Origin of the sequence: Phormidesmis priestleyi BC1401, from assembly GCF_001650195.1 — a bacterium.
Lineage (GTDB): Bacteria > Cyanobacteriota > Cyanobacteriia > Leptolyngbyales > Leptolyngbyaceae > Phormidesmis_A > Phormidesmis_A priestleyi_B.
This window is the reverse complement of the sequence record NZ_LXYR01000015.1, coordinates 18,188-41,965: the sequence shown is the minus strand read 5'-3', so window position 1 is coordinate 41,965 and position 23,778 is coordinate 18,188. Positions and strand designations below refer to the sequence as shown.

At 49.4% G+C, this 23,778-nt stretch carries 18 protein-coding genes and 1 tRNA gene; 14 read left to right on the top strand and 5 right to left on the bottom strand.

Annotated features, from left to right (window positions below; translation table 11 throughout):
• Positions 1–80 precede the first annotated feature (80 nt).
• The 5 genes from A8707_RS10430 to A8707_RS10415 all read left to right on the top strand — a co-directional run bounded on the left by A8707_RS10430 (position 81) and on the right by A8707_RS10415 (position 4,478).
• The gene (locus A8707_RS10430) at positions 81–260 is read left to right on the top strand and encodes a hypothetical protein (protein WP_068816753.1); all 180 of its coding nucleotides are present in this window, start codon (positions 81–83) and stop codon (positions 258–260) included.
• A gap of 188 nt (positions 261–448) precedes the next feature.
• A complete protein-coding gene (locus A8707_RS10425) occupies positions 449–868 on the top strand; it encodes a Na-translocating system protein MpsC family protein (RefSeq protein ID WP_068816752.1) in 420 nt (139 codons plus the stop codon).
• 379 nt (positions 869–1,247) lie between these two features.
• On the top strand, positions 1,248–2,615 hold the full coding sequence (locus A8707_RS10420) for an NAD-dependent succinate-semialdehyde dehydrogenase (protein ID WP_068816751.1): 1,368 nt from the start codon (positions 1,248–1,250) through the stop codon (positions 2,613–2,615).
• A 308-nt stretch (positions 2,616–2,923) separates the two neighbouring features.
• On the top strand, positions 2,924–3,322 hold the full coding sequence (locus tag A8707_RS30610) for a thiamine pyrophosphate-binding protein (protein ID WP_414858399.1): 399 nt from the start codon (positions 2,924–2,926) through the stop codon (positions 3,320–3,322).
• A 94-nt stretch (positions 3,323–3,416) separates the two neighbouring features.
• Positions 3,417–4,478, top strand: coding sequence for a thiamine pyrophosphate-dependent enzyme (locus A8707_RS10415; RefSeq protein WP_414858398.1), 1,062 nt, complete (start codon positions 3,417–3,419; stop codon positions 4,476–4,478).
• A gap of 5 nt (positions 4,479–4,483) precedes the next feature.
• Here A8707_RS10415 and bioD read toward each other — a convergent pair whose 3' ends face one another.
• The 3 genes from bioD to A8707_RS10400 all read right to left on the bottom strand — a co-directional run bounded on the left by bioD (position 4,484) and on the right by A8707_RS10400 (position 7,952).
• On the bottom strand, positions 4,484–5,167 hold the full coding sequence (gene bioD / locus A8707_RS10410) for a dethiobiotin synthase (RefSeq protein ID WP_068816815.1): 684 nt from the start codon (positions 5,165–5,167) through the stop codon (positions 4,484–4,486).
• Between the two features lie 28 nt (positions 5,168–5,195).
• Positions 5,196–7,079 (bottom strand): serine/threonine-protein kinase, encoded by a 1,884-nt coding sequence (locus tag A8707_RS10405; protein WP_068816750.1) that lies wholly within the window; start codon positions 7,077–7,079, stop codon positions 5,196–5,198.
• Positions 7,080–7,493: 414 nt separating this feature from the next.
• On the bottom strand, positions 7,494–7,952 hold the full coding sequence (locus A8707_RS10400; protein ID WP_068816749.1) for a GatB/YqeY domain-containing protein: 459 nt from the start codon (positions 7,950–7,952) through the stop codon (positions 7,494–7,496).
• Positions 7,953–8,459: 507 nt separating this feature from the next.
• Between A8707_RS10400 and A8707_RS10395 the strand changes: the two genes are divergently transcribed.
• From A8707_RS10395 to A8707_RS10380, 4 genes are all read left to right on the top strand, one after another.
• The gene (locus A8707_RS10395; protein ID WP_068816748.1) at positions 8,460–9,452 is read left to right on the top strand and encodes a ribose-phosphate pyrophosphokinase; all 993 of its coding nucleotides are present in this window, start codon (positions 8,460–8,462) and stop codon (positions 9,450–9,452) included.
• A 433-nt stretch (positions 9,453–9,885) separates the two neighbouring features.
• Positions 9,886–10,347, top strand: a complete 462-nt coding sequence (locus tag A8707_RS10390; RefSeq protein WP_068816747.1) for a tRNA (cytidine(34)-2'-O)-methyltransferase — start codon at positions 9,886–9,888, stop codon at positions 10,345–10,347.
• 917 nt (positions 10,348–11,264) lie between these two features.
• Positions 11,265–13,262 (top strand): peptidoglycan DD-metalloendopeptidase family protein, encoded by a 1,998-nt coding sequence (locus A8707_RS10385; RefSeq protein WP_197484722.1) that lies wholly within the window; start codon positions 11,265–11,267, stop codon positions 13,260–13,262.
• 122 nt (positions 13,263–13,384) lie between these two features.
• Positions 13,385–13,458: transfer RNA gene (locus A8707_RS10380), tRNA-Met, on the top strand.
• Positions 13,459–13,749: 291 nt separating this feature from the next.
• Here the strand turns inward: A8707_RS10380 and A8707_RS10375 are convergent.
• Complete coding sequence (locus A8707_RS10375) at positions 13,750–14,253, bottom strand: hypothetical protein (protein ID WP_068816745.1); 504 nt, start codon at positions 14,251–14,253, stop codon at positions 13,750–13,752.
• 483 nt (positions 14,254–14,736) lie between these two features.
• Between A8707_RS10375 and A8707_RS10370 the strand changes: the two genes are divergently transcribed.
• Positions 14,737–14,991: a hypothetical protein gene (locus tag A8707_RS10370; protein WP_068816744.1), complete on the top strand. Its 255-nt coding sequence runs from the start codon at positions 14,737–14,739 to the stop codon at positions 14,989–14,991.
• Between the two features lie 589 nt (positions 14,992–15,580).
• On the opposite strand, the gene A8707_RS10365 is transcribed toward A8707_RS10370, so the two are convergent.
• Entirely contained in the window at positions 15,581–19,318 is a 3,738-nt protein-coding gene (locus A8707_RS10365) for a hypothetical protein (protein ID WP_068816743.1), read from the bottom strand.
• Positions 19,319–19,589: 271 nt separating this feature from the next.
• On the opposite strand from A8707_RS10365, the gene A8707_RS10360 reads away from it, so the two are divergent.
• The 4 genes from A8707_RS10360 to A8707_RS10345 all read left to right on the top strand — a co-directional run bounded on the left by A8707_RS10360 (position 19,590) and on the right by A8707_RS10345 (position 23,596).
• Entirely contained in the window at positions 19,590–20,048 is a 459-nt protein-coding gene (locus A8707_RS10360) for a hypothetical protein (protein WP_156518481.1), read from the top strand.
• 11 nt (positions 20,049–20,059) lie between these two features.
• Positions 20,060–22,906, top strand: a complete 2,847-nt coding sequence (locus tag A8707_RS10355) for a tetratricopeptide repeat protein (RefSeq protein ID WP_068816741.1) — start codon at positions 20,060–20,062, stop codon at positions 22,904–22,906.
• Positions 22,907–23,009: 103 nt separating this feature from the next.
• Entirely contained in the window at positions 23,010–23,246 is a 237-nt protein-coding gene (locus A8707_RS10350) for a DUF433 domain-containing protein (protein WP_068816740.1), read from the top strand.
• Positions 23,243–23,596: a DUF5615 family PIN-like protein gene (locus A8707_RS10345; protein ID WP_068816739.1), complete on the top strand. Its 354-nt coding sequence runs from the start codon at positions 23,243–23,245 to the stop codon at positions 23,594–23,596. Before A8707_RS10350 ends, A8707_RS10345 begins: the two co-directional genes overlap by 4 nt.
• Positions 23,597–23,778: the final 182 nt, after the last annotated feature.

The following is a 23,778-nucleotide window of genomic DNA, read 5'->3' as shown; positions in this document are numbered from 1 at the left end:
CCGTTTTTCGATGAAGATTCAGATAAGCTGGCTCACGCTGAAGCAATCGGCGAGAACACGCATCATTATCAGGAGAAATTATGAGTAAGTCATCCAACTCGCGGGTCGTCGTCTTTTTTGGAGTCATTGGGCTGACCGCCCTAGTCTGGATTCTCCGAGGCATAGGGTTGTTCACCTTCATTCCGGGGTTTGTCTTGTGGGTGCTGATTTTGCTGTCGATCGTGCTGGCGATCGTCAACGGACTCATTGAGACGAGATAAACACTCAATCGTTTTCAATTCAAACCAGTTGCTTCTGATACCAAAGTAGGAGTTTGTTGGTTAATCTTTGGTGACTTCAAACCCGTCTTGAGATGGATTGTTCTGACTTCAGCAATCGCGATAATAACAGAGTTAAGCAATAGTTTCTATTTAATTGTTAAGACCCTGTATTCTCAAATTGATGCACTATGAATTCTGAAACTCAAACTCGTGGGCAGCTAGAACGCACTCTTTCTCAACGTATTCAAGCCCTCTATCGAACTCAGCTTGGGCAGCAGCCAAGTCGCGTTCAGTGTCAAATCTTCGACGGTAAGATTGTCATTATTTTAGAAGATTCTATTACGAAAACTGAACAGGTTTTGGTGGCAAGTGGTCAAGAAGAATTGGCAGAACAAGTGAGAGACGATCTCGATAAAGCCTTCAATCCTCAACTGACAGAGTTAATTCAAGAAGTCGTCGGAATTGAAGTTATTGATGTTTTAACCGATGCCACTCTTAAGACTGGAAGGACCGGCACGATCGCGGTCTTAGCCGATGTCCCCTTGTTTCGGGAGCCGCAAGCACCTCGCAAATCCAAGAGTGACACGGATTTAGACGACGCAGAGTGATCGCTTCTAGCTCTTTAAGATTGTAAGAATTGCTTCTATAGTCATCTCTAGCAAGTGCGTCATTGCGATGATGGAAATGATTTCTGTCATAGGTGTCGTAGTGACGAACAGAATTTCTCCATTCTGAAAGTGTTATAAGAGACGTGAATGCTCTAAATGCAATTCTAACTCTTTGCAAAGTTATATAAGCAATAGCTTTTTAATGAAAACCTAAAAAGAATCAAAGGTTAGATTTAGATCAGGGCGCGGTTTGTAAAGGAAAGTAATTTGTACGCTATTGTGTTAAGCAACATGGCTCAACGTTACATCTTTTTTAATTTAGCCGAGTTGATTACTCTTTAAAAAGTAGAGTCTTAAGTTATTGCTTGGAGCGTAAACTATGGGAATTGCTACGACAAACCCTGCAACGGGAGAAGTCTTGCAAACGTTTGAGTCATTGAGCGATCGAGACCTCGACACGAAAATTGCTCATGCCCAGCAGACGTTTCTTAGCTATCGCGCTGTCCCTAGGGTGCAAAAAGCGGTCTGGCTCAATCGGGCGGCTGAGATTTTAGAGACAGAGCGCGATCGCTTTGGCAAACTGATGACCTTGGAGATGGGCAAGCCTTTAAAGGCAGCGATCGCAGAGGTCGAAAAATGCGCCTCGGTTTGCCGCTATTACGCCGAAAATGCGTCTCATCTCTTAGCGGATGTTTCCGTTCAAACCGATGCCAGTCATAGTTTTATCCGCTATCAGCCACTAGGTATTATTCTGGCAGTCATGCCGTGGAATTTTCCATTTTGGCAGGTGTTTCGATTTGCGGCTCCGGCACTGATGGCAGGCAATGTCGGCTTGCTCAAACACGCCTCAAACGTGCCGCAGTCAGCTTTGGCGATCGAAGAAATTCTTCATCGGGCAGGGTTTCCAACCGGGGCATTTCAAACGCTATTAGTCGGAGCGGATAAGGTCGCGGCGATCGTGGCAGACGATCGCGTCAAAGCGGCAACTCTTACAGGCAGCGAACCTGCGGGGATGAGTTTAGCCGCGACAGCCGGAAAGCACCTCAAAAAAGTCGTTTTAGAACTGGGCGGCAGCGACCCGTTTATCGTCATGCCCAGCGCTGATTTAGAAACTGCCGTTTCGACTGCTGTAACCGCTCGCATGATCAACAATGGACAGTCTTGCATCGCGGCGAAGCGGTTCATCTTAGCGGACGCGATCGCCGATGACTTTATCGATCGCCTGCTCGATAAATATCGCGCGCTCAAGATTGGCGACCCGCTTTTACCCGACACCGATATCGGACCGCTCGCTACTCCTGGAATCCTCAACGATTTAGACCAGCAGGTCAAAACCAGTGTCCAGCAAGGAGCCAAACTCTTAATCGGGGGTGAGCCGTTGCACGATCGTCCCGGTAATTTCTATCCGCCGACCATTTTGAGTGAGATTCCGGTCGGCTGTTTGGCAGAGCACGACGAGTTTTTTGGACCGGTGGCATTATTGTTCCGAGTTCCTGATATTGATGCGGCGATTCAACGCGCCAACAATTCCCCGTTTGGCTTGGGGGCGAGTGCTTGGACGACTGACCTAAAAGAGCGCGATCGCTTCATCGAAGAAATCGAATCGGGTTCAGTTTTTATCAACAGCATGGTCAAATCTGATGTGCGCTTGCCTTTTGGCGGCATCAAGCGATCGGGCTATGGTCGCGAGTTAGGAAAAGAAGGAATTCATGAGTTTGTTAACATCAAAACAATTTGGGAAAAATAGGCTGGGCGAATCGATTCTCAGGCTTAAGCTTTGAAAGTGAAGAGATCAGCTATAACTTGAAAGGGTCAAATCTCCCTTCTTGAGAAGCACCAATCTATTGGTCTAAAGGCTTTTTGATGTTACGTAAATTTTAGAAACTCCAGAGTCGAATTTTACAAAAGCCCTACAGGTGTCCTTGATTTAGATACTCGGTTTTAAGCTGAATTCTTGATAGAAACTGAATCGATTTATCTAAAGATTTCAAGTCTCGAAAACAAGCCTGAAGCTGCATTATTCACACTTAATCCCTTTTCCCGGAGGGTAGAATCATGAGCGAAGTGAACACGGCTGAACTACTGATTCGCTGCTTAGAAAATGAGGGCGTAGAATACATTTTTGGGCTGCCAGGAGAAGAAAATCTTAACGTTTTAGAAGCGCTGAAAGATTCCTCGATTCAATTCATCACGACTCGTCATGAACAAGGTGCGGCATTCATGGCAGATGTCTATGGGCGCTTAACTGGACGGGCGGGAGTGTGTCTCTCAACGCTCGGTCCGGGGGCAACTAATCTAATGACCGGAGTTGCCGACGCAAACCTCGATCGCGCTCCGCTAGTCGCCATCACCGGGCAAGTGGGCACCGATCGGATGCACATTGAGTCTCATCAATATCTCGATCTGGTGGCGATGTTTGCCCCAGTAGTGGAACGCTCAAATTGTTCGCCCTAGCAACACTTCAGAAATTGTTCGTCGAGCCTTCAAAATTGCTTAAACCGAAAACCCTGGAGCCGTCCACATTGATCTGCCCGAAAATATTGCCGCGATGCCCGTTGTAGGAGAGCCTCTAACCACCGGAGCGATCGAGAAAACCTACGCTTCATTTCACAGCATTGAGAAAGCAGCGATCGCCATTTCTGAAGCCAAAAATCCGCTGATTTTGGTGGGCAAGGGCGTGATTCCCTTCACGCATCCTCTCGCGCTGTGGGCGGTGGGATTGCAGCAGCGAGACTATATTAGCTGTGGCTTTGATCAGGCTGATTTAATCATCGCGGTCGGCTATGACCTAATTGAATATTCACCCAAAAAATGGAACCCCAAAGCAGATATTCCGATCGTGCATATCAGCGTCACTCCGGCTGAGATTGACAGCAGCTACAGTCCGATGGCTGAAGTGGTCGGTGATATCTCAGATTCCCTCCAAGAGATTTTGTATCGCGCCGATCGAGCAGGCAAACCCGAACCTTACGCGCTAGAACTGCGTGCCGAGATTCGAGCGGACTATGCTCAATATGAGCATGATGATGGTTTTCCAATTAAGCCGCAAAAGCTGATCTATGATCTGCGGCAAGTCATGGCACCTGATGATATCGTGATCTCTGATGTGGGGGCGCATAAAATGTGGATGGCGCGCCACTATCACTGTCACCGTCCTAACACCTGCATTATTTCCAACGGGTTTGCGGCGATGGGCATTGCGATTCCCGGCGCGATCGCCGCTAAACTTGTTCACCCCAATCAAAAAGTGGTCGCGGTCACGGGCGACGGTGGCTTTATGATGAACTGTCAAGAATTAGAAACCGCCCTGCGAATCGGCACAGCATTTGTCACGATTATCTTCAACGATGGCGGCTATGGACTGATCGAATGGAAGCAAGAAAATCAGTTTGGACATTCATCGTTCATCAAATTCAGCAATCCCGATTTTGTCAAGTTTGCCGAAAGCATGGGTCTCAAGGGCTATCGCATTGAGTCTTGCGCTGACCTGATTCCCACTCTAAAAGAAGCGCTCGCTCAAGACGTTCCGGCAGTGATTGATTGCCCGATCGACTATCGAGAAAATCTCCGATTCACCCAACGCGCTGGCGATCTCACCTGCACGATTTAGCCCCTCTAACTTAAAGGAATCAATCGCTCTAGATCTAAACCAGATGCCACTTGAGCCAGCTTGACTAAATCAGTTGGGTCAGACAGATGCGGAATCAAGCCCAAAACCGGAACACTGGTCAACGATTCGATTAAATCTACAGGTGCCCAGTTTTCAACATCGTCATCAGAGCAAAGCTTTACACAATTTAGAACAATGCCCTTGAGATGAACGCGGCGCGATCGAGCCAACGCAACATTGGCAACTGCTTGCCCGATCGCGCCCAGCTTCACGGGCACCACTAACACGGTTGGAATTCTCCAATCCCATGCCAAATCTGCCACCGTCGTTTCTCGTGTGATCGGGGAGCCTAATCCGCCCAACGCTTCTACTAATACCCAGTCTCGCGTTTGGCACAATCTCTCAAAACTCTGCCAAACCTTTTCTAGTTTGATGCGCTTCCCTTCTTTTTCAGCGGCTAAAGGAGGCGCGATCGGCGCTTCAAAATAGAGAGGATTCAACTCGTCCAAGGTTTGATCGAGCGAGAACAGACGATCATAGAGTTCACGATCGCCCGTGCCCGACTGAATGGGCTTCATCACACCGAGCGATCGAGTTTTGCAATAAGTCTGCCAATATGCAATCAGCGCAGTTGTCAAAACGGTCTTTCCCGCGTCGGTGTCGGTTCCGGTAATTAGTAGTGCGTTCAAGCAAATCCACTCAAAACTTCTCTTAACTTTACCGAACATTCACCTCTAACTGATAATCAGTGTCTTGACTGGCAATCACATCAATTTGATAATCACCACTTCTTGACAGTTGAGCCTGCCAGTTCACAACGCCCGAAGAATCTTCGACCAGCTTTCCATTGGGATATCGAATCACTAACGTTGCCGCACCCGAATTGAGCTGCACACTCAACGTTTGTCCTTTTTGAGCATTCACCAAATAGCGCCGAATAATGGCTGGAGTCGTCTGACCTGCGATCGAGGTTCCTGTCTGACCTGCCGGAAAGCTAACCTGCTCAGTCTGAACGGTCGGAGTGACACTTGGAGTCGGAGTCGGCGATGGCGATGGCGTTGAAGGAGTCGGAGTCGGCGGTGCTTTCAAACTTACGTCTAGCTTATAGTCCGTTTTTGGAATGCCCTTCACGGTTTTAAGTTCGATCGTATAGTCTCCCGTAAACGGCAACTCGCCATCCCAGCGAGAAACACGACTGGCACGATTGTCCACCGGGTCTTGATTGGGAGCCAAGACACTCAGCAAAACTCCCTCACTTGCCAATGCTGCACTCAACGTCTCTCCTTGCTGACCCGGAATCACAAAGCTGAGAGTCTCATTCGATCGTAACGTCCCATTTTTAGCAGCATTTTCTCCCGCAGCCAAATTGAGACGCTGCTGATAATTGACAGGCTGAGTGCTAGGGCTAGGAGTTGGCGACGGACGAAGGCTCGGCGTAATCGTTGGGCTAGGAGACGCGACGATCGTTTGAGTCGGGGTTGGCGTTGGCGTAGACGGATTCATCAAAGCGCGTACCAGCGTCCAGGAACCTAAGCCAGTCAATAATACTAATCCAGTGCCGATCGCGCCTACTGCCCAAGGGTCATCCCACAGAGAGCCGCGCGTCGGAATGCTCGGATCTGAGCGAGTAACATTTGTAGGAGTGATGGTGGAATCGATGTTGCGTCGCCCCACGGCTACCGTGCCCATGCTTGAAGGAGGCTGTTGCTGAGGTTGGGGCTGGGTGGCGATCGGAGGAGAGGTTTGCGGAACAGGCGTAACATTGGGCGGAGACTGAATCGCCTGAAGCACGTCTTGGGCTGACTGATAGCGATCGGTGGTGCGATAGCTCAACATCCGGTTGAGCACCATCGCAAAAGCCGGACTGACAGTCACCAATCGCTGCCAGCGCCAAGTCATCGTAGTTTCGTCAAATAATTCTTGTGGCTCTCGCCCAGTGAGCAGCACAACCGCAGTCACCGCCAAGGCATAGAGATCGCTATTGGGATAAGCGCGCCCCGTCTGCATTTGCTCAGTGGGAGCATAGCCCAGCTTGCCAACCGTCGTCGATTGTCTAACCGTGTCGGGCGACTGAATCCGAGTTGCCAATTCTTTCACCACGCCAAAATCGATTAAGACGGGGAGCCGATCGCTCTGCCGCAGCATAATATTGTCGGGTGCAATATCGCGATGAATAATTCCCTTGCCGTGAATGTAAGACAGCACGGGCAAGACTTGCTGCAAAATCTGAATCACCTCCGCTTCTGAGAAGACGTAGCCCTGAGTTTTGCGTTCGTCAAGGAGTGCACGATAGGTCTTGCCTTCGACATAATCTTGCATCAAGAAAAACCGCTGGTCTTGCTCAAACGTTGCTCGAAACTGAGGGATCTGCGGATGCTGAATTTGATAGAGAATCTGTGCCTCTCGCTGAAATAGTTCTTTAGACTTCTCTAGGGCGTAGGCATTATCTTGCGGCGGAAGGAGTTCTTTGAGGGCGCACAGCTCATTAAATCGCCCCTGGTCTTCTGCCAAATAAGTTCGACCGAATCCACCTTGCCCCAAAATGCTCAGAACTCGATAACGATTCTGCAAAATAGTTCCGGTAGGGATAGCTGTCTGCATAGTAGATTCAGTCACTTACACTTCAATAATGGTTAAGGGGGTGCTTAAGAGTTGACCCGACGATTCCAGTCTAAAGTCTACAGCCCAAACCAGGACACGCTGCACCTTAGTCCTTCATATTCTGATAGAGGGGCAGGGCTGAAAGTAGCTACACCTCAAAAGATATGAGCTACGGATTGCTTCTCAGTAAAAGTAGAACGCTGACTGAGATCTTGCACCTGATTAAAACTCCCTCGTTGCTGGCATTCACCCGCCCGTGATTGAAAATCACGGTCTAACAGTGCGAAGTCCCCTGAAGGGGCTGAATACCTTAAACCTTCTCCCAGTCCCTTTAGGGGACTTCGCAAGGCTAGCCCCGACTTTTAGTCCGGGGCGGGACAGAATCGCAGCGAAGAGGCTGGTGCAAGATTTCAGCTAACCATTTAATTTAGATTTGACGAATTCCTGAACTTTTTTGCCGTCTGCCTTGCCCTTTAACTGCTGCATCGCTGGACCCATCACCTTACCCATATCTTTAGCCGAGGTTGCCCCGACTTGGGCGATAATGCTGTCGATCGCCTGAGCCACTTCATCATCAGAGAGTTGCTGCGGCAAAAATTCTTCTACGATCGCTAACTCTTGTGCCTCCTGTTGTGCTAGATCATCGCGTTTGGCATTTTGATATTGCTCGATCGAGTCTCGACGCTGCTTTGCCACCTGCACCAACACTTCGGTTTCCTGTGCCTCTGTCAGATCAGTTTGCCCCAGCGGACGAACGCTCACCTCTTTCTCTAACAGCACTTTCTTAATGCTTCTCAGGGTTTCCAGCCGCACCTTGTCTTTAGACTTCATCGCCGCTTGAATATCCTTAGTAATGCTATCTTTCAGGCTCATTCGACAGACTCTCCTTTTTCTTCCGGATTCCAAGATAACGCAGATGAATCAGGTTGAATAGACTTTTCTCTAGAGACTAAAGTTTCATTTCTACTCACTAGCTGCTATTGATAGATCGATCACTGTTATCGCTTAAATCCTTGATTTTTATGAGTATATTTTTTATCAAAACCAATTTATTTTTACTTAAATTCCTACTAAGATTTCCTACCTGAAGGGTTACAAATTCTCATTGCAGTCGATGATTAGATTTGGCAATATTAAGAGAGGTTAGATTTAGTTTGACGAATTAATTTCTGAATCGATGCGCTGCTCTGACGACTGCTCTATTTATTTAGGAAATCACGATCGCTTTGACTAGATCACTTGCCTAGTCAATCGTTCAGTCTTCGCCTAAGGTTGTGTCAAAGTCTAAAGATATGAATAAAAACGGTAGATTAATAAAAAATGGGGGAAGTTTTTAATCCCCGGTGATAAGATTGCGATGAATGCGTTCGAGGGCTTATTGTGATCCGTTCTGCAACGTTAACTATTCCTGCTGCATTTGCAGCGGTTCCTGACAACAATCGGCTTCGACTGCTTTCTGGCTCGGCGAATGTTGCTCTCTCTCAAGAAGTTGCACGCTACCTGGGAATTGATCTCGGTCCTATGGTGCGCAAACGGTTCGCGGATGGCGAACTTTATATTCAACTTCAAGAATCGATTCGGGGTTGTGATGTTTATCTAATTCAGCCAACCTGTCGCCCTGTCAACGATCATCTCATGGAGCTGATGATTATGGTAGATGCCTGTCGGCGGGCTTCGGCGCGGCAGATTACGGCAGTGATTCCTTATTATGGCTATGCAAGAGCCGATCGTAAAACCGCAGGTCGCGAGTCGATCACCGCAAAATTGGCGGCAAACTTGATTACTCAGGCGGGGGCAAGTCGCATTCTCGCAATGGATCTACACGCTGCTCAGATCCAAGGTTATTTTGATATTCCGCTTGATCATGTTTACGGCTCACCTGTTTTGATCGACTATCTAGCAAGCAAGCAGCTTCAAGACATTGTGGTGGTTTCGCCTGATGTTGGCGGGGTAGCTCGTGCCAGAGCGTTTGCCAAAAAGCTGAATGACGCGCCTCTCGCGATTATTGATAAGCGTCGTCAAGCTCATAACGTTGCCGAAGTCATGAACGTGATCGGAGATGTGCGCGGCAAAACAGCAGTGCTAGTCGATGACATGATCGATACGGCAGGCACGATCACCGAGGCTGCCAAGATTTTGCGGCAGCAAGGAGCGCGACAAGTCTATGCTTGTGCGACCCATGCGGTGTTTTCTCCCCCTGCGATCGAGCGTCTCTCAAGTGGTTGCCTCGAAGAAGTCATCGTGACTAATACAATTCCTGTCGCTGAAGAAAACCGCTTCTCACAGTTGACCGTTCTTTCAGTCGCCAATCTTCTAGGCGAAACGATCTGGCGGATTCATGAAGACACGTCTGTTAGCAGTATGTTTCGCTAGACCCACGCAATAATGTCTGCTTTATGAAGGGGCAGTTGTTTATAGGTTGGCAACTGCCCCTTCACTGCTTTGGTGTTTTCAGCCAGCGTTTAGCGAGACAATGCCTCTCTTAAAGTCTTCCTTTATGGGCTGTAGTAGGCGATCAGCTACCCACCTCTCAAACGTATGCAACGTTCACTAAGCCATTTGGCTGAATACTCTACGCCAGACTACTGATTGGTAAGTGAGCCGACTACAGTTTTTTCTGCGCAAAATCAAAGAACTCTGACAAAACTAAATCTTTAATCTATCCATAGGCTGATGCTGCTCATAAATTAAAATATCTAATCATTCGTTGCTGTCTTCCTGTTGATTAAAAAAAGATATGATTCGTGCGGATTAGCCCATCTTCTGATCTAACCCTCCACCGAATCGCAAAACTACTGTTATCGCTATGCTCAGAGTCGTTCTTGTCCATCCTCAGATTCCACCCAACACAGGCAACATCGCCCGAACCTGTGCCGCTACAGGCACCGAACTGCATCTTGTCGGTCCACTAGGGTTTGAGATTAGCGATCGCTATCTTAAACGCGCTGGGTTAGACTACTGGCCCTATGTCAATCTACGGGTTCACGCCTCTCTACAAGAGTTTCAGACATTTCATCAACAGCAAGGCGGACGCTGGATCGGCTTCAGCACTTCAGGAAGCTGTAGCTATATTCAGTTTCAGTACGTCGAAGGAGATTGGCTGCTTTTTGGCAGTGAGACTCAGGGGCTTTCTGCCGACGTGCTGTCTCTCTGTTCTACGGTGGTTCGCATTCCCATGAATCAGCCCAATGTCCGAAGCCTAAATCTCTCTGTCAGCGCGGCTGTTGGCTTATTTGAAGCCCACCGACAATTAGGGCATCTAGAGTAGAAATACCCTCTAATTCCTTTTAGGGTTAACGGGAGGTCAATAAAGGGCTTCAGCCTCTTTGCTAGAAGAGTTACAGTCTTCTCAAAGCTGAATATCACTGCATCTATATATATGCGTCTAAATATCGAGATGTATGCGTCTGACTATCGAGAAGATAACCGAGGAGAAACGATACTGACCAGCGTCGCCGGTCCCTCACGCCTCACTGTCTTCATGAGATGCATCCCAACCAGATAAGTTATCTAGAACACTAAAACGCAATAATTCGATAAGAAATTTGTATCTGATTATGAAGTAGCTCCAAAAGATGCAGTAACTTTACCCACTGACCTCAATTACCTGACTCGTTGAGTGTCTTACGAGCTATATGCTGTGGGGATTGTTGAGAAAGTACGTAAGCTTGAGATAAGGGAGTTGCTTTCCCTAGAGTAGGCTGCGTCTGCATGATTCTACGGTTGATAGCGATTCATCTTTACCGTAACTTCGAGTCATTACGTGCTCACAAACGTTAGCTTGACGAAGCCCTTACTATTGGTCTAGAGATCTTAAACAGACTCTACCTCTCACTCGTCTATCGAGCATGGACTTTGGATGGCAATCTCAGTTTCCATGTTGCAATTTCCGCAGAGTAGGTTAAACTCCTCTTTGGATTTGTCTAGATTGGACAACTGTTAGGCTTCTCGTCACAATGAGTTGACATCAGTTGAGAAAATCTGTTATCGATTTGAGTCTAGTACATCATTAGATATTTGCTGAATGATGTGAACTTGTCTAAATCGAAAAAGCAGGGTAATCTTGCCTAAGTGTAATTACCGATTGTGATCTTGATCGCTTTTCGGAGCAGTAACGATCACTGACAAATGGTGAATTCAATGGCTCAAGGACAGTTAAACGCTGGTCATTTAGGAGGTCGTTTTTTGAAACGAGCATTCCCGCAAGGAGAATCAATTCCTGTTCCGTTCTCTACTGTTAGCAATGATGTGGTAACTGAACAGTTTAAACAAGCGCTCCCTGAGGCAAACCGCCGGGGTCGCACATCTGCCGCTATGATTGGGCTTGCTGCCATTTCAATGGGTGCTTACAGTCTACTTGCTCCGCAGCAGGGTGATGCTGCCGCTGCCGCTGAACCGATCGCGGCAGAGACAGTCCCAACCGTTTCTAACCCATCTGAGGTTGCGGTCATTCAGTCTGTGCCCGAAGTTGCCTCCGCAGCTATGGCTCCCTCGATCGTCCAAACGGTTGAACATACGGTTCAAGAGGGTCAAACTCTTTGGAAGATTGCCAAGTTTTATCAGGTTGATGTTCAACGTCTTGCAGCGGCAAACCATCTGCGCTCAAGCGCTGTGCTTTATGTGGGGCAAGTCTTGCAGGTTCCAATAGATGGGCAGACTGCCCAACTCCCTATGGGCCAGGAAGTCGGTCAGTTAGCGCCAGATAGCGTCGCAACTTTCCCGACTGAGCCTGTTTCCATCATTGCCTCTAGCCAACCAGGGACTTATGCCTCCCCAGCAGAGGCTCAACAACTGCTCAAATCTCGTCAGGATGTCGCCGTGGCGAATCTGAAGCAAGAGCGAGATCGTTTGAAGCTGAGTCTGGCGGAGTTGAAGTCTGAGGAGTCTAAGAACGCATCGAAGTCCGTTCAAGCCAATGCTCATCAGTCTCTGGGTAAAGAAGCGGCAAGTTTGGTGAGCTATCAGATCAGCCCAGGAGACACTCTGACGGCGATCGCCCAAACCCACGGCATCTCTTCCTCAGAGCTTGCTAAAATTAACCAACTGACGAACCCAAACTTGCTTGAGGTCAACCAGTTCATCAAGGTTCCTCAATCTCAAGCTGTGTCACCTCTGTCTTCGGATGCCGCTCTGATTCAAGTGCCGTCCTCTATGCCTTCTGATCTGCCTCAGGCTGCCTCAGTGCCGCTGCCAACGGTGCCTAGTCTCGCGACTGTAACCTCTTCAAATCCTGTAGTTTTGCCGAGCACTGAAGTCACGACTCCGATTGGGATCGGGGGCGATGCGCCTCAGGTTGCTCTAAATCCTGCTCGATCGGCAGGGCACTCCTACATGGGCATTCAAGCACCTGCAAACGTTCGTCAGGATGACGGTCAATATGTGAGCAGTCTAGTCACTGAGATCATTAAACTGCGCGAAAAATATCAGTCGAAGCCTGTCAGCGTTCGGGATAGACCCCAATCTTTCGCCCCCGCTCAGGCGCTAGTTCCTGCCTCACTCTCTCCGACTGGCAATCATCGAGTTAATCCAGAGTTCAAGCCGAGCCGCAATCTAGAAAGCTTGCAGGCAGAGCTTCGGAGTTTGCAGAGCGATCGCACGGCTGCATCTGGTTCTCAAACCAAGACGAATTCTCTGGCTGCAGATGCCTCCAAGCCCAAGACTCAAACTGTCGCGATGGCTCCGGCTGGGTCAGAATCCTATGCGCCTTTAGTACGCTCTTCTGTGGGTAAGATGGTCTCGCCAAGTCTGCCTCCGATCGGAAAGCCCGATGCCTACTTACCCGGCAATAGTGGCAAATTCAATGGCTACATTTGGCCTGCGAAAGGAATGCTCACTTCAGGCTACGGTTGGCGCTGGGGACGGATGCACAAAGGGGTCGATATCGCGGCTCCGGTTGGAACGCCTGTTGTTGCTGCCGCGCCTGGAAAAATCATCACGGCTGGATGGAATGATGGTGGCTATGGCAACTTGGTTGAAGTGCAGCACGCCGATGGCAGTGTCACTCTCTACGGTCATAACAGCCGCATTTTAGTGAAAGTGGGACAGACTGTGGCTCAAGGTCAGCAGATTGCTGATATGGGTAGTACAGGGTTCAGCACAGGTCCGCACTCTCACTTTGAGGTTCACCTTCCAGGTCAAGGTGCGGTCAATCCAGTCGCTCATTTACCTCAGTTCCGAGGATAAGGATCTCAGCGATTGATTATTTTATGAATGAGGAGCTACATTGCTCCTCTTTTTGATTTCTAGAATCGCTGTAGATTTCGTTCAAGCATGTGTGGTAAGCTGTCGAAAGTAATGAAAAAATTGGCTCAGTAGCTCAGTTGGTTAGAGCAGGGGACTCATAAGCCCAAGGTCGCAGGTTCAAATCCCGCTTGAGCCATTTCTAAAGACGGACTTAAATATCCCATAATCTCGCGGTTTAGGGAATCACAGGATACTTGTGTTTTTGGAGTCATCCTTGTAGATCGAAACTCTCTTCTGTCCTGCATTTTTGTGGGTTGTCTAACTTACACCAATGTTGAGAAGTATGTGCTCACTGGTTCATCAGTCCGCTTTAAATTTGGACGAGATGTTTTAATACTTGATCTTTATGGCTAGAATATTGCTTTTAATTTGAGAGCCAAATCAATCTCACGAGATGACTAGCAGCTATCTTGGACAGCTACTTTTTTCAACGCGTGAAGCTTGGTAACCACATCTTGGTTCCCACAATGCCGCTGATGGCTCCCAACCCTATTAGAATTGCCCAAAGCTGACTGGGACGATGAGTTCTAACGCTAAGAGCTTTTGCTTGGGGATTGTTGAGGAACTGATCACGCTGATCGCGTTGCATGAATAATTGCTCATTCGCACTCCTTGACCAACGGCGAGTCAACGGAATTTCTGTTTGTAACTGCGTGACCAAGACCAGTCGAAAAATACGATTTCCGGCAATGTCGTTTTTTGACTGCACACGCGTTCGCGTGAGGTCAGTTTTGGCAAGGTACAGCGTTTGTAGGCGACCAATCAGCGGTTCGTGGGTGAGTTCACATCTCACGCGATTGCTTTGAGAGCGGCAGTTAAAATGAACCAATTCGCCCATGTCCACGATCGCATATCCGCCAATTTTGGTCACGATTACAGCGAGGAAGGCAGTGATACCAATCAGAAGAAGCCGCGATCGCGCATTGAGCATGAAGCTATTCTATTGCCTAGAAGTGAGTCAAAGCAGTGATGCACAACTTAGCCAAGAACAAAACGCCCTGCTCTTGTTGCAGCGATCGATTATCAACTCCGGTGTGACGAAACGCTGTTGACGAATGCCCTAACGTATCGGGAGGTCAGCAGATCTGCTCGTATTAGGACAGGCATTGAGGGTGAGTTGTGGAGGGAATCGAGTATTAAACCTAGATCTAGTAACTTTTTGAGTATAAACTACCTTGACAGTAGAACACGAGTTTTGATAGCGGTCTCACCTGCTTTAGTGTATAGTGAATGTAAGAGCTATATGCTTGACCGATTCAAACGTAATATTGGGTTTTTCTTTCCTTAAGCGGTGATCGAGAGCATTTACTCTCCAGTGCTATTCAGGGAAGGCGGGTTTTAATTATTCAGATATTTCAGCAGAAGTTTTTGATGTAGCTATCTCGGTTGATTTGGTAGCAAATTTGAGGTTCCCTTGAAGATTCAAGCAGTTGAGATTCAGTCGGGCGATCGCATCGTTGCCTATTGCAACAACAAGATGCAAGTCTGTACTGTAAAGCACATTATTGATCCAACTCTCAGCAACATCACCCTATCCGTTTCTACCTCTGAGCATTCCCGAAATTCAATTTCGCGCGTTGTTCGGTTTCAGCGAGATGCCCTGGTAGAACTACAGGCTAAAGGTTCCAATCAAGATGTGGCTACTGATCTCTCTGGTGAACAGTCATAGCCTGTCAATCTTGAGTTGATGGATTCCTGACCCACCGTTCTGGAAAATCTCTCAACTCATCCTTTATGCTAATTAGAGCCGGGAGGGTTCACCAGTAAAAGAAAAAAACTTCAAGGTAAGTCATGACACGGCAACAGAAGAACTTGCTGATTTGTTTGCAACAGCGATTGTTGACCCCATTAATGTAATCAGCTTAGTGCTGCAAAGTGCAGCTTTGATCGCAGACGTGACTTTGACTATAGAACGCGTTGACTGATCAAACTGGCGATAAACCACACGATCGGTCTGATACTGGTTTGTATAATAAGAAAACCTTCACTCAGGAGCAGCTATGTCAAAAGAGAAAAAAAGCAACAAAGAAGTCAAAAAACCAAAAGCACAACCGGACGAAACAAAGAAGCCAAAGAAAGATCCTAAACGATATGACTAGCTGCCTATCTACGACAAAAGGTTGTTGTTGAAAGCGTTCTGCCAGCGAAAAAGCCGGGGGCAGAACGATGTTCCTACCCGAACCGCTAGCCTTGTGGGAAGGTTTCCCTCCATAAGGGATTGAGCAAGAAGAGGACTGGGCGTAGAGGATGTTAACTACTTATTCCCAATGATCGAGTTCTATAAGCCAATATTGCACCAGCGCGATCGCTCGGCTGCGCCGCGCTTCAAAGGTGGCAGCGATCCAGATAAACGCCAGTCCCAAAACGATGCCCATTGCCCACAAAAGTAGCGATTCGTTGTTGATAAAAAACCAAAGCTGACGAACTACCTTGAGCACAAACGTTGCGGTGCCCACATATAAAAAGGCGCGAATTCGCAAGGTTAACCCAGCCCCGACTAATCCTAAGCTGAACGCGATCGTGAACAGTCCCTGCACCCAACTGCGATCAGACTGATAGAGAGCCGTAAAACAAAACAGCCCTACTGCTAAACAACGCAAAAGATGACGCACTTCGCGAGATGAGGACGATTGCAAAGCCGGATCAATCTGCACACCATAGAGAATTGAACCGCTAATGACCGTCGTAAACCATAGCGGATTGGTCAGTGAATACTCGTTTAACACCTTGAGAATCGCCCAATCTGCCAGCCCAAGCGCCAGATAGCTGAGACGAATTTGAGCCGTGGCTCTTGCAAACCAGGCATAAAATGCAGCCGTGAGCAATAGGCTTTGTACCGTGATGGTTTCATTGGTGATCAGCACGATCGCTCCGGGCAACAGCGCGGCTGAGGTTTGCCAGGGTCGGCGTGACCATCCCCAAGTCTGCCAGGGCAAGGTGTAGAGTCCAAAGGCGAATAGGCTCGCGATCGCGGCTCCCCAACTCAACAGCATCGATTCTGGCAGCGTTTGAGAGAGCGCGTGGGCGATCGCGGCAGATCCTTCAACCACACCGAGATACACCCATTCTTCTCGCGTCCGCCCTTGCCAGATTGCATAACCTGCTAACAGGGTTGTGACTACAATCCACATCAGAAGTCCAGTAGGGCTGAGAGGCGCTATGAGAGCAACAAAGGCGAGAATACTGCCGCCGAGCCAATGGATGTGCGTCACCGTCAAAAGCTGCGATCGCGTGAGTCGCCAATAGAACTGTAGCGATTGGGCAACCAGACGATAAGTAATGGCGATCGCGGTTGCTAACCCTGCCAGTAGCGTTAAGCCATCTCCCACAGCCCCTCCAGAACTGTGCAGCAATTGGTAGGTCAACCCTTCATAAGCGGCGATCGAGACAGTCAAGATTCCCAAATAAGTCAGGAGTTTGAGGTCAGGCTGACGACGACCGACTCCGATTAACGGCAATGCTGCTGCAAGAGTAAACAATCCAGTTGTTGAGGTGAAGTGATCGTGAGCCAAAAATCCGCCAATAATCACGTATAACGGTGGGATTCCATGCAGACTGGTGAGGACAGAATCGGGATGACGACGCAGCCAAACATCGCCTAAGAGTTGACTGAGCAATCCTAAACTGAGCGTGACGATCGCGATATCGTCCCAGGTTCCTTTGCTTAAATGAACGACGCTGACCGCTAGTAACTCAATGCCCCACGCTGCTCCCCACAGTCCTAAATTAGTGGGTTGCTGTGCGATGCGATAGACGATCGCACCCGTAGCTAGCCCGATCGCTAACGCAGATTGCCACTCGATCGAACTGAATGGCGTGAGTTCTTGATTGACGATAATCAAAGTGAACAAACAGAGATTAGTGACACTGAGGGCAACTGCCCAGCCATCTAAAGCGCAGGTGTAGAGACTTGCGAGAACAGTTTCTCGGCGGCTGCATAAATGACGAATTAGCCAGAGTCCTGCGGTGACGATCGCTACCCAAGACAACACCCAAAATAGTGGAGCCGAGTTCCAAATTCGCCACAGCAGGGTGATTGCAAAACTTGCTCCAAAGCCAACAGTAATTGCCGCTGCTCTTAATTTCTGTAGCTGTTGCGTGTTGACGGACATCACAACAGTTGCGATCGCCAGCGCGATCAGCAGAGGATTGAGTTGCGCGATCGTCAATAATGGAGCAATCAATAATGCAATTACACTCAGCCAACTTGCCCAACGAGAATGCAGAAATTGAGGACGACGCGACAGTAGCGTGAGTAGAATCGGAGTCACTAACCAAATGAGATTGCCTTCAGCATTGACAACGTTAGCGGAAATCAATAACGCATAACTACAGGCAGCAAATCCAATGCCAAAATACCAAGCGCTGAGTTGCCATCCACGGCTTTGAACAGTCGCGCACAGCCCCCATTCTGTCACCATGCTGATTAAAAGCACGATCGCCCAACTCCGCGCTGCAAGAGTCGGAAATCCCCAGTCAATCCAGGCGAAAACAGCCAGTATCCCGGTGAGATGAGTGAGATAGATATACCAAACCTTGCTAGATAATCGTCCTGGTAAACGAATACCGAGGGTCAGCCCAGCGATCAGTAAATAGATCGCTCGAACGAACGGATTTAATGCACCCGGAATTACTAACAGGATTCCTAAACCTAACGCCATTTGTTCGGCAGCGATCGCTAAATCAGAATGCTGCGATCGTCGCAAATAGGTTGCAAACCCCAACGTAATCAGAACGTATAGAAAAAACCCTAACCCAGTCAGTTCCCAGGCACCTTGCTGAAGATGCGCCGATTCAGCAATGATTGCCATCACGCTACGACGCACCGCAGGCGGAAAAATGACGCGCAGCAACGCATAGGTTTGTAGCCCTACGAGAATTAGAGCCACCATCTCTTGCACCCGCCAAAACCGCCGCAGTCGATCGGTCAACAGCCACAGCACTAACCCGCTCACCGCTAAAGCTTGCCATTGATCGGTCATGACCGTCACCGCCCACCCAACCACGAGCAATCCGGCTCCGGCTGGTGTCCAGAGTGGCTTTGAGTTGCGGCGATTCATCCAGCAGAGAATCCAGCCACAGATTCCCAGCGCCAGCCCTAATCGACTGAGCGGGATTCCTTTGACTAAGACGGCTCTCCCGATTAGCAGCAGCGTTGAGAACGCGATCGCAATGCTCCCCAAATCAAGCGGAAATTGAGCCGACGATTCTTCTTCACGCTCACGGATTCTGACTTGCAAAACAGCCGTCCCGATCGTGCCCACATACGCCGCGATCAGGGGAATTCCGGGCATCGCCCAGCCCCAGTGCAGCCAACTCAACCCCCAGACATTTAACAGCGTCGTGCGAGGACTCGATCGCAACAGTCGAAACGACAGAGCCGAGAGACTCAATGCCGCGATTGCGCCCATTATCCAACCCAGCTCATTTTGCCAAAGCCCAAAGCCATCAATCATCCAAAAGTTGACCGGAACGAGCAGCAGCGTGGCAATTTGCAGCATTCGTCCCGTGAGGCGCAGGTTCGATTTCGCGCCAGCCCACAGCCCCGCCAGCCCAAACGCGATCGTGTAACCCCACAGAATTGAATATTGCCCAACGATCGAGAAGTTCTTCCACTGAGTCGCTGCTAACACCGCAGACGACACAACGACCATAAACACGCCCAAAAACAGCAGCCAGACGACGCTAATCTCTGCCATCAGCGACGAGAGCATCTGACCGACCCAAGACGGTCTAACCGTGCGGCGAGGTTCAGGAGAGACTTGTGGAACAGATATTAGAGCTGGCTCAGAGATGAAGTCTGCTGCGTAGGGGGCTGACGTTGGGATGATGGCTCGATCGGGCAATGGACAGGTCAGCGAGTGTTGCCCCAACTGTCGTACTTGTTGATGGGAGAGCAACCCCAATTGCAGCCAGAAGTCTAGCCCTTCTAGAAGCTCAACCTGATCGGGGCGCACTCTCAAATCAAGCTGAATCAAGCGGTTGGGTTGTTCCATGTGCCATCGCCCTTTAGATTGATGGGCTGATCATGGCAGAGCTTCTGCAAACGCGCACAGCGATGTGTGTAACTTTTAGCGCTGACTGCGATGACCGATGAGAACCGCTCTGCTTTGACATTAGAGGGTTCCTGGCTTCAGAACTAAAAACTGCACTTACAGCTAAATCATTGCCATCGCATAGTCCTCTATTCTCAAATGTTTCTCGACGATTCTCTAGACGGGATGGAAGATTGGGTTAAAACTAAGGTGCGTCTTTGTACCAGAGGAAATGATGGAACTTTTTAGTGTAATTGCTACTGCTGTTGGGGCAGCGATCGCGACTGCTGGGACAAAGGTTGCCGGAAAAGCAGTAGAGAAGGTTGGCGAAAAGTCTGGTGAAAAGGTGTTTACCGCAGTGGAGAAGTTTCTGGCAGCATTGCGGCAGCACAAACCAGAATTGGTGAGCCAAATTGAGCAATCGACTCTAAAACCTGTAGACCTGGGCAATGCGGTTGTAGAAATTGAGGCGGCGGCGCAGGGAGATGCGGCGATCGTGACTTCAGCCGAGGCGTTAGCGATCGCAGCGCAGGCAACTGCTGACCCAGAGTTAAAGGCGATGATTCAACAGGTGTTGGATGCGGTGAAGGCACAGCCACCTAAACCCGAAAACGTGGGCAAACGGGCTGAGAAAATCGGGGCTTATGCAGAACAGGGCGACATCACGATTACAACCTTGAATATGGATTAGGAACCGTTCGCATGACAGAGAGCGATCGTAAACGGGCTGAGAAGATTGGCGCTTATGCAGAGCAGGGTGATATTCGGATTGGGAAGCTCTATCTCGATCAACGGGAGGAACGCGCCCAGTTAAACAGCATTCCTCAAAATGTGCCGATGAGGGGTGCGACAAAATTTGTCGGACGCGAGACTGAGTTGGCGACGATTCACCGAGAAATGCAGACGAGCGATCGGGTGATCATCTCAGCCATTGCTGGAATGGGCGGTGTTGGCAAAACAGAACTCGCCATCCAGTATGCGGTGCGAAATGCGGAGGCATATCCAGGCGGCATTTGCTGGCTCAACGGCACTCAAACGGATTTGTTTGAGCAAGTGGTCACCTTTGCCCGCACAGTTCTCTCCCTCAAGCTACCTCCCGCACTTGAGAAGACACTGACCACGATCGAGCAGCAATTTGTCTGGTATCGGGAGCATTGGCAGCCATCGGGGGCGGTGTTGCTGATTGTGGATGATGTCGCGGAGATGAAAAACCTGCGATCGCTCCTCCAACATCTGCCCCCGCGCTTTAAAGTGTTGCTGACGACGCGCCGCAAACGTCTGGATGCTGACTTTGTGGAGATGTCGCTAGACGTTTTGCCCCTAGATAAGGCGATCGAACTGTTGGCGAAGTTGATTGGTAGTAGTCGAGTGGAGGCAGAACGGGCAACGGCGGAAGATTTATGTGAATGGTTGGGGCGATTGCCGTTGGGCGTGGAGCTAATTGGGCGATATGTGGCACCAAAACCATTTCTATCGCTGTTTGATCTCAAAGCACAGGTGCAGTTTCAGCATCGATCGCTAGACGATCGTGACCCCAACTATGTGATGACGGCACAAAAGGGAGTCAGAGCTGCGTTTGAGTTGAGTTGGCAAGAACTGGGCGATGCGGCGATGGCAATGGGGCGGTTTTTGAGCTTGTTTACGGCGGCTGAGATTCCGTGTGAGTTGGTGCAACGGGTGACGGAGGCGTTGGATTGGGCAACTGAGACAATGGAGGAGGCACGGGAGCAACTGGCGATTCGGCATTTGCTGCAAGAGGTGACGCTGACGAGGTTTCGGCTGCATCCGTTGATGCGAGAGTTTTTTGCGCTTAAGTTAGATGAGTCGGAGAACGGGGAGGAGGTGCGATCGGTCTATGTAAAAGCGTTAGTAGAAGTCGCCGCAGAGATTCTTTACCCAATCACATTGACTCAAGTGGCGCAATTTTCTCCAGCGATTCCCCATTTGAAAGCAATTGCTGCATCTGATCTGCGATTGGTGCCAGACGAGATGCTGATGACTCTGTTCAACCGATTAGCTCGCTTTTACCAAGGTCAAGGCGCGTATGCTGCTGCTGAACCTTGGCTAGAGAAAGGTGCGGAAGTGGTGCTCGATCGTCTAGGCGAAGACCACCCGGACTATCTCACCACGCTCCACAATCTAGCATTGCTGTACAAATCGCAAGGGCGATATGGAGACGCAGAACCCCTCTACCTCAAAGTGCGAGACATCAAAAAACAGGTGCTGGGCGAAGAGCATCCCAGCTATCTCACCACGCTCCACAATCTAGCATTGCTGTACCAATTGCAAGGGCGATATGGAGACGCAGAACCCCTCTACCTCAAAGTGCGAGACATCCGAAAACAAGTGCTGGGCGAAGAGCATCCCAGCTATCTCACCACGCTCCACAATCTAGCATCGCTGTACGAATCGCAAGGGCGATATGGAGACGCAGAACCCCTCTACCTCAAAGTGCGAGACATCAAAAAACAGGTGCTGGGCGAAGAGCATCCCAGCTATCTCACCACGCTCCACAATCTAGCATTGCTGTACAAATTGCAAGGGCGATATGGAGACGCAGAACCCCTCTACCTCAAAGTGCGAGACATCCGAAAACAAGTGCTGGGCGAAGAGCATCCCAGCTATCTCACCACGCTCCACAATCTAGCATCGCTGTACGAATCGCAAGGGCGATATGGAGACGCAGAACCCCTCTACCTCAAAGTGCGAGACATCAAAAAACAGGTGCTGGGCGAAGAGCATCCCAGCTATCTCACCACGCTCCACAATCTAGCATTGCTGTACAAATTGCAAGGGCGATATGGAGACGCAGAACCCCTCTACCTCAAAGTGCGAGACATCCGAAAACAAGTGCTGGGCGAAGACCACCCGGACTATCTCACCACGCTCCACAATCTAGCATCGCTGTACAAATCGCAAGGGCGATATGGAGACGCAGAACCCCTCTACCTAAAAGTGCGAGACATCCGAAAACAGGTGCTGGGCGAAGAGCATCCCAGCTATCTCACCACGCTCGGCAATCTAGCATTGCTGTACAAATCGCAAGGGCGATATGGAGACGCAGAACCCCTCTACCTCAAAGTGCGAGACATCAAAAAACAGGTGCTGGGTGAAGAGCATCCCAGCTATCTCATCACGCTCCACAATCTAGCAGGGCTGTACAAATCGCAAGGGCGACATGGAGACGCAGAACCTCTCTACCTCAAAGTGCGAGACATCAAAAAACAGGTGCTGGGTGAAGAGCATCCCAGCTATCTCATCACGCTCCACAATCTAGCAGGGCTATACGATACTCCAATCATCCTGTCCAAACTTTGGAAAACTACTGATCTCGCTCGTCGATCGGTCAAAATCAGCACAAGCGTTCTCGGTCGCACCCATCCTGCCACCCGTCGCCGCACCCACAAGCTCTGGCGCATCCTGCTGATTGACCTCACCCTCGGATTGCTCTTGCTTTTTTTCGCATCGCACCTGCTAATTGTGAGAAGCCCGATCGCCCTCCTGCAATTCCTCTTCGTTCTCCTCCTAGCCGTCCTATTGCTGAGATAATCAATTCTGCAAAAGATGCGATTACTTCATGTAGTGGCTCGATCGCTCCCTTCAACCGCGTCAATCACACTGCAAAATAGAACAAGACCTCCTCTCAACCCTCATGGAAACCAACTTATTACAGCGCATCACCCACGACATCAACATTTGTCACGGCAAACCCTGCATCCGAGGACTCCGCTACCCCGTCGAATTTCTCCTAGAACTCCTCAGTTCTGGCATGACGATCGAAGACATCTTGGCAGACTACGACGATCTAGAACGCGAAGACATCTTGGCATCTCTTCTCTTCGCCGCCCGCCTCAGCCAAGTCAAAAGCATTCATAGAATTGCCTCATGAAATTCTTGGTCGATGCTCAATTGCCGCTTCGCCTCGCACGGCTACTTTCTGAATTGGGATATGACACCCTGCACACACGAGATCTCCCTCAGCAAAACGCAACGCCCGACCTCGATATCAACACCCTCTCGATCGCACAACAGCGCATCGTCATCACAAAAGATACAGACTTCCTCAACTCCTTTCTGATCCTCCAGCAACCCTATAAATTGTTGCTAATCACTACAGGCAACATCAAAAATGCAGAATTAGAGGCACTGGTTACACAAAACTTGCCCCAAATCGTAGACCTATTAGAACAACATTTATATCTCGAACTGAGCCGCGATGAAATCATCGTCCATCAGTAACAATGTGTTCTTTTTGAACCTGCGAAGCCGACGATAAAACAGAAACCCTCGATCGCCCTCCTGCAATTCCTCTTCGTTCTCCTCCTAGCCGTCCTATTGTTGAGATAATCAATTCTGCAAAAGATGCGATCGCTCCCTGTTAATCAGGGAACGATCGTGCTCTGAAGACAAACGATCGTGCT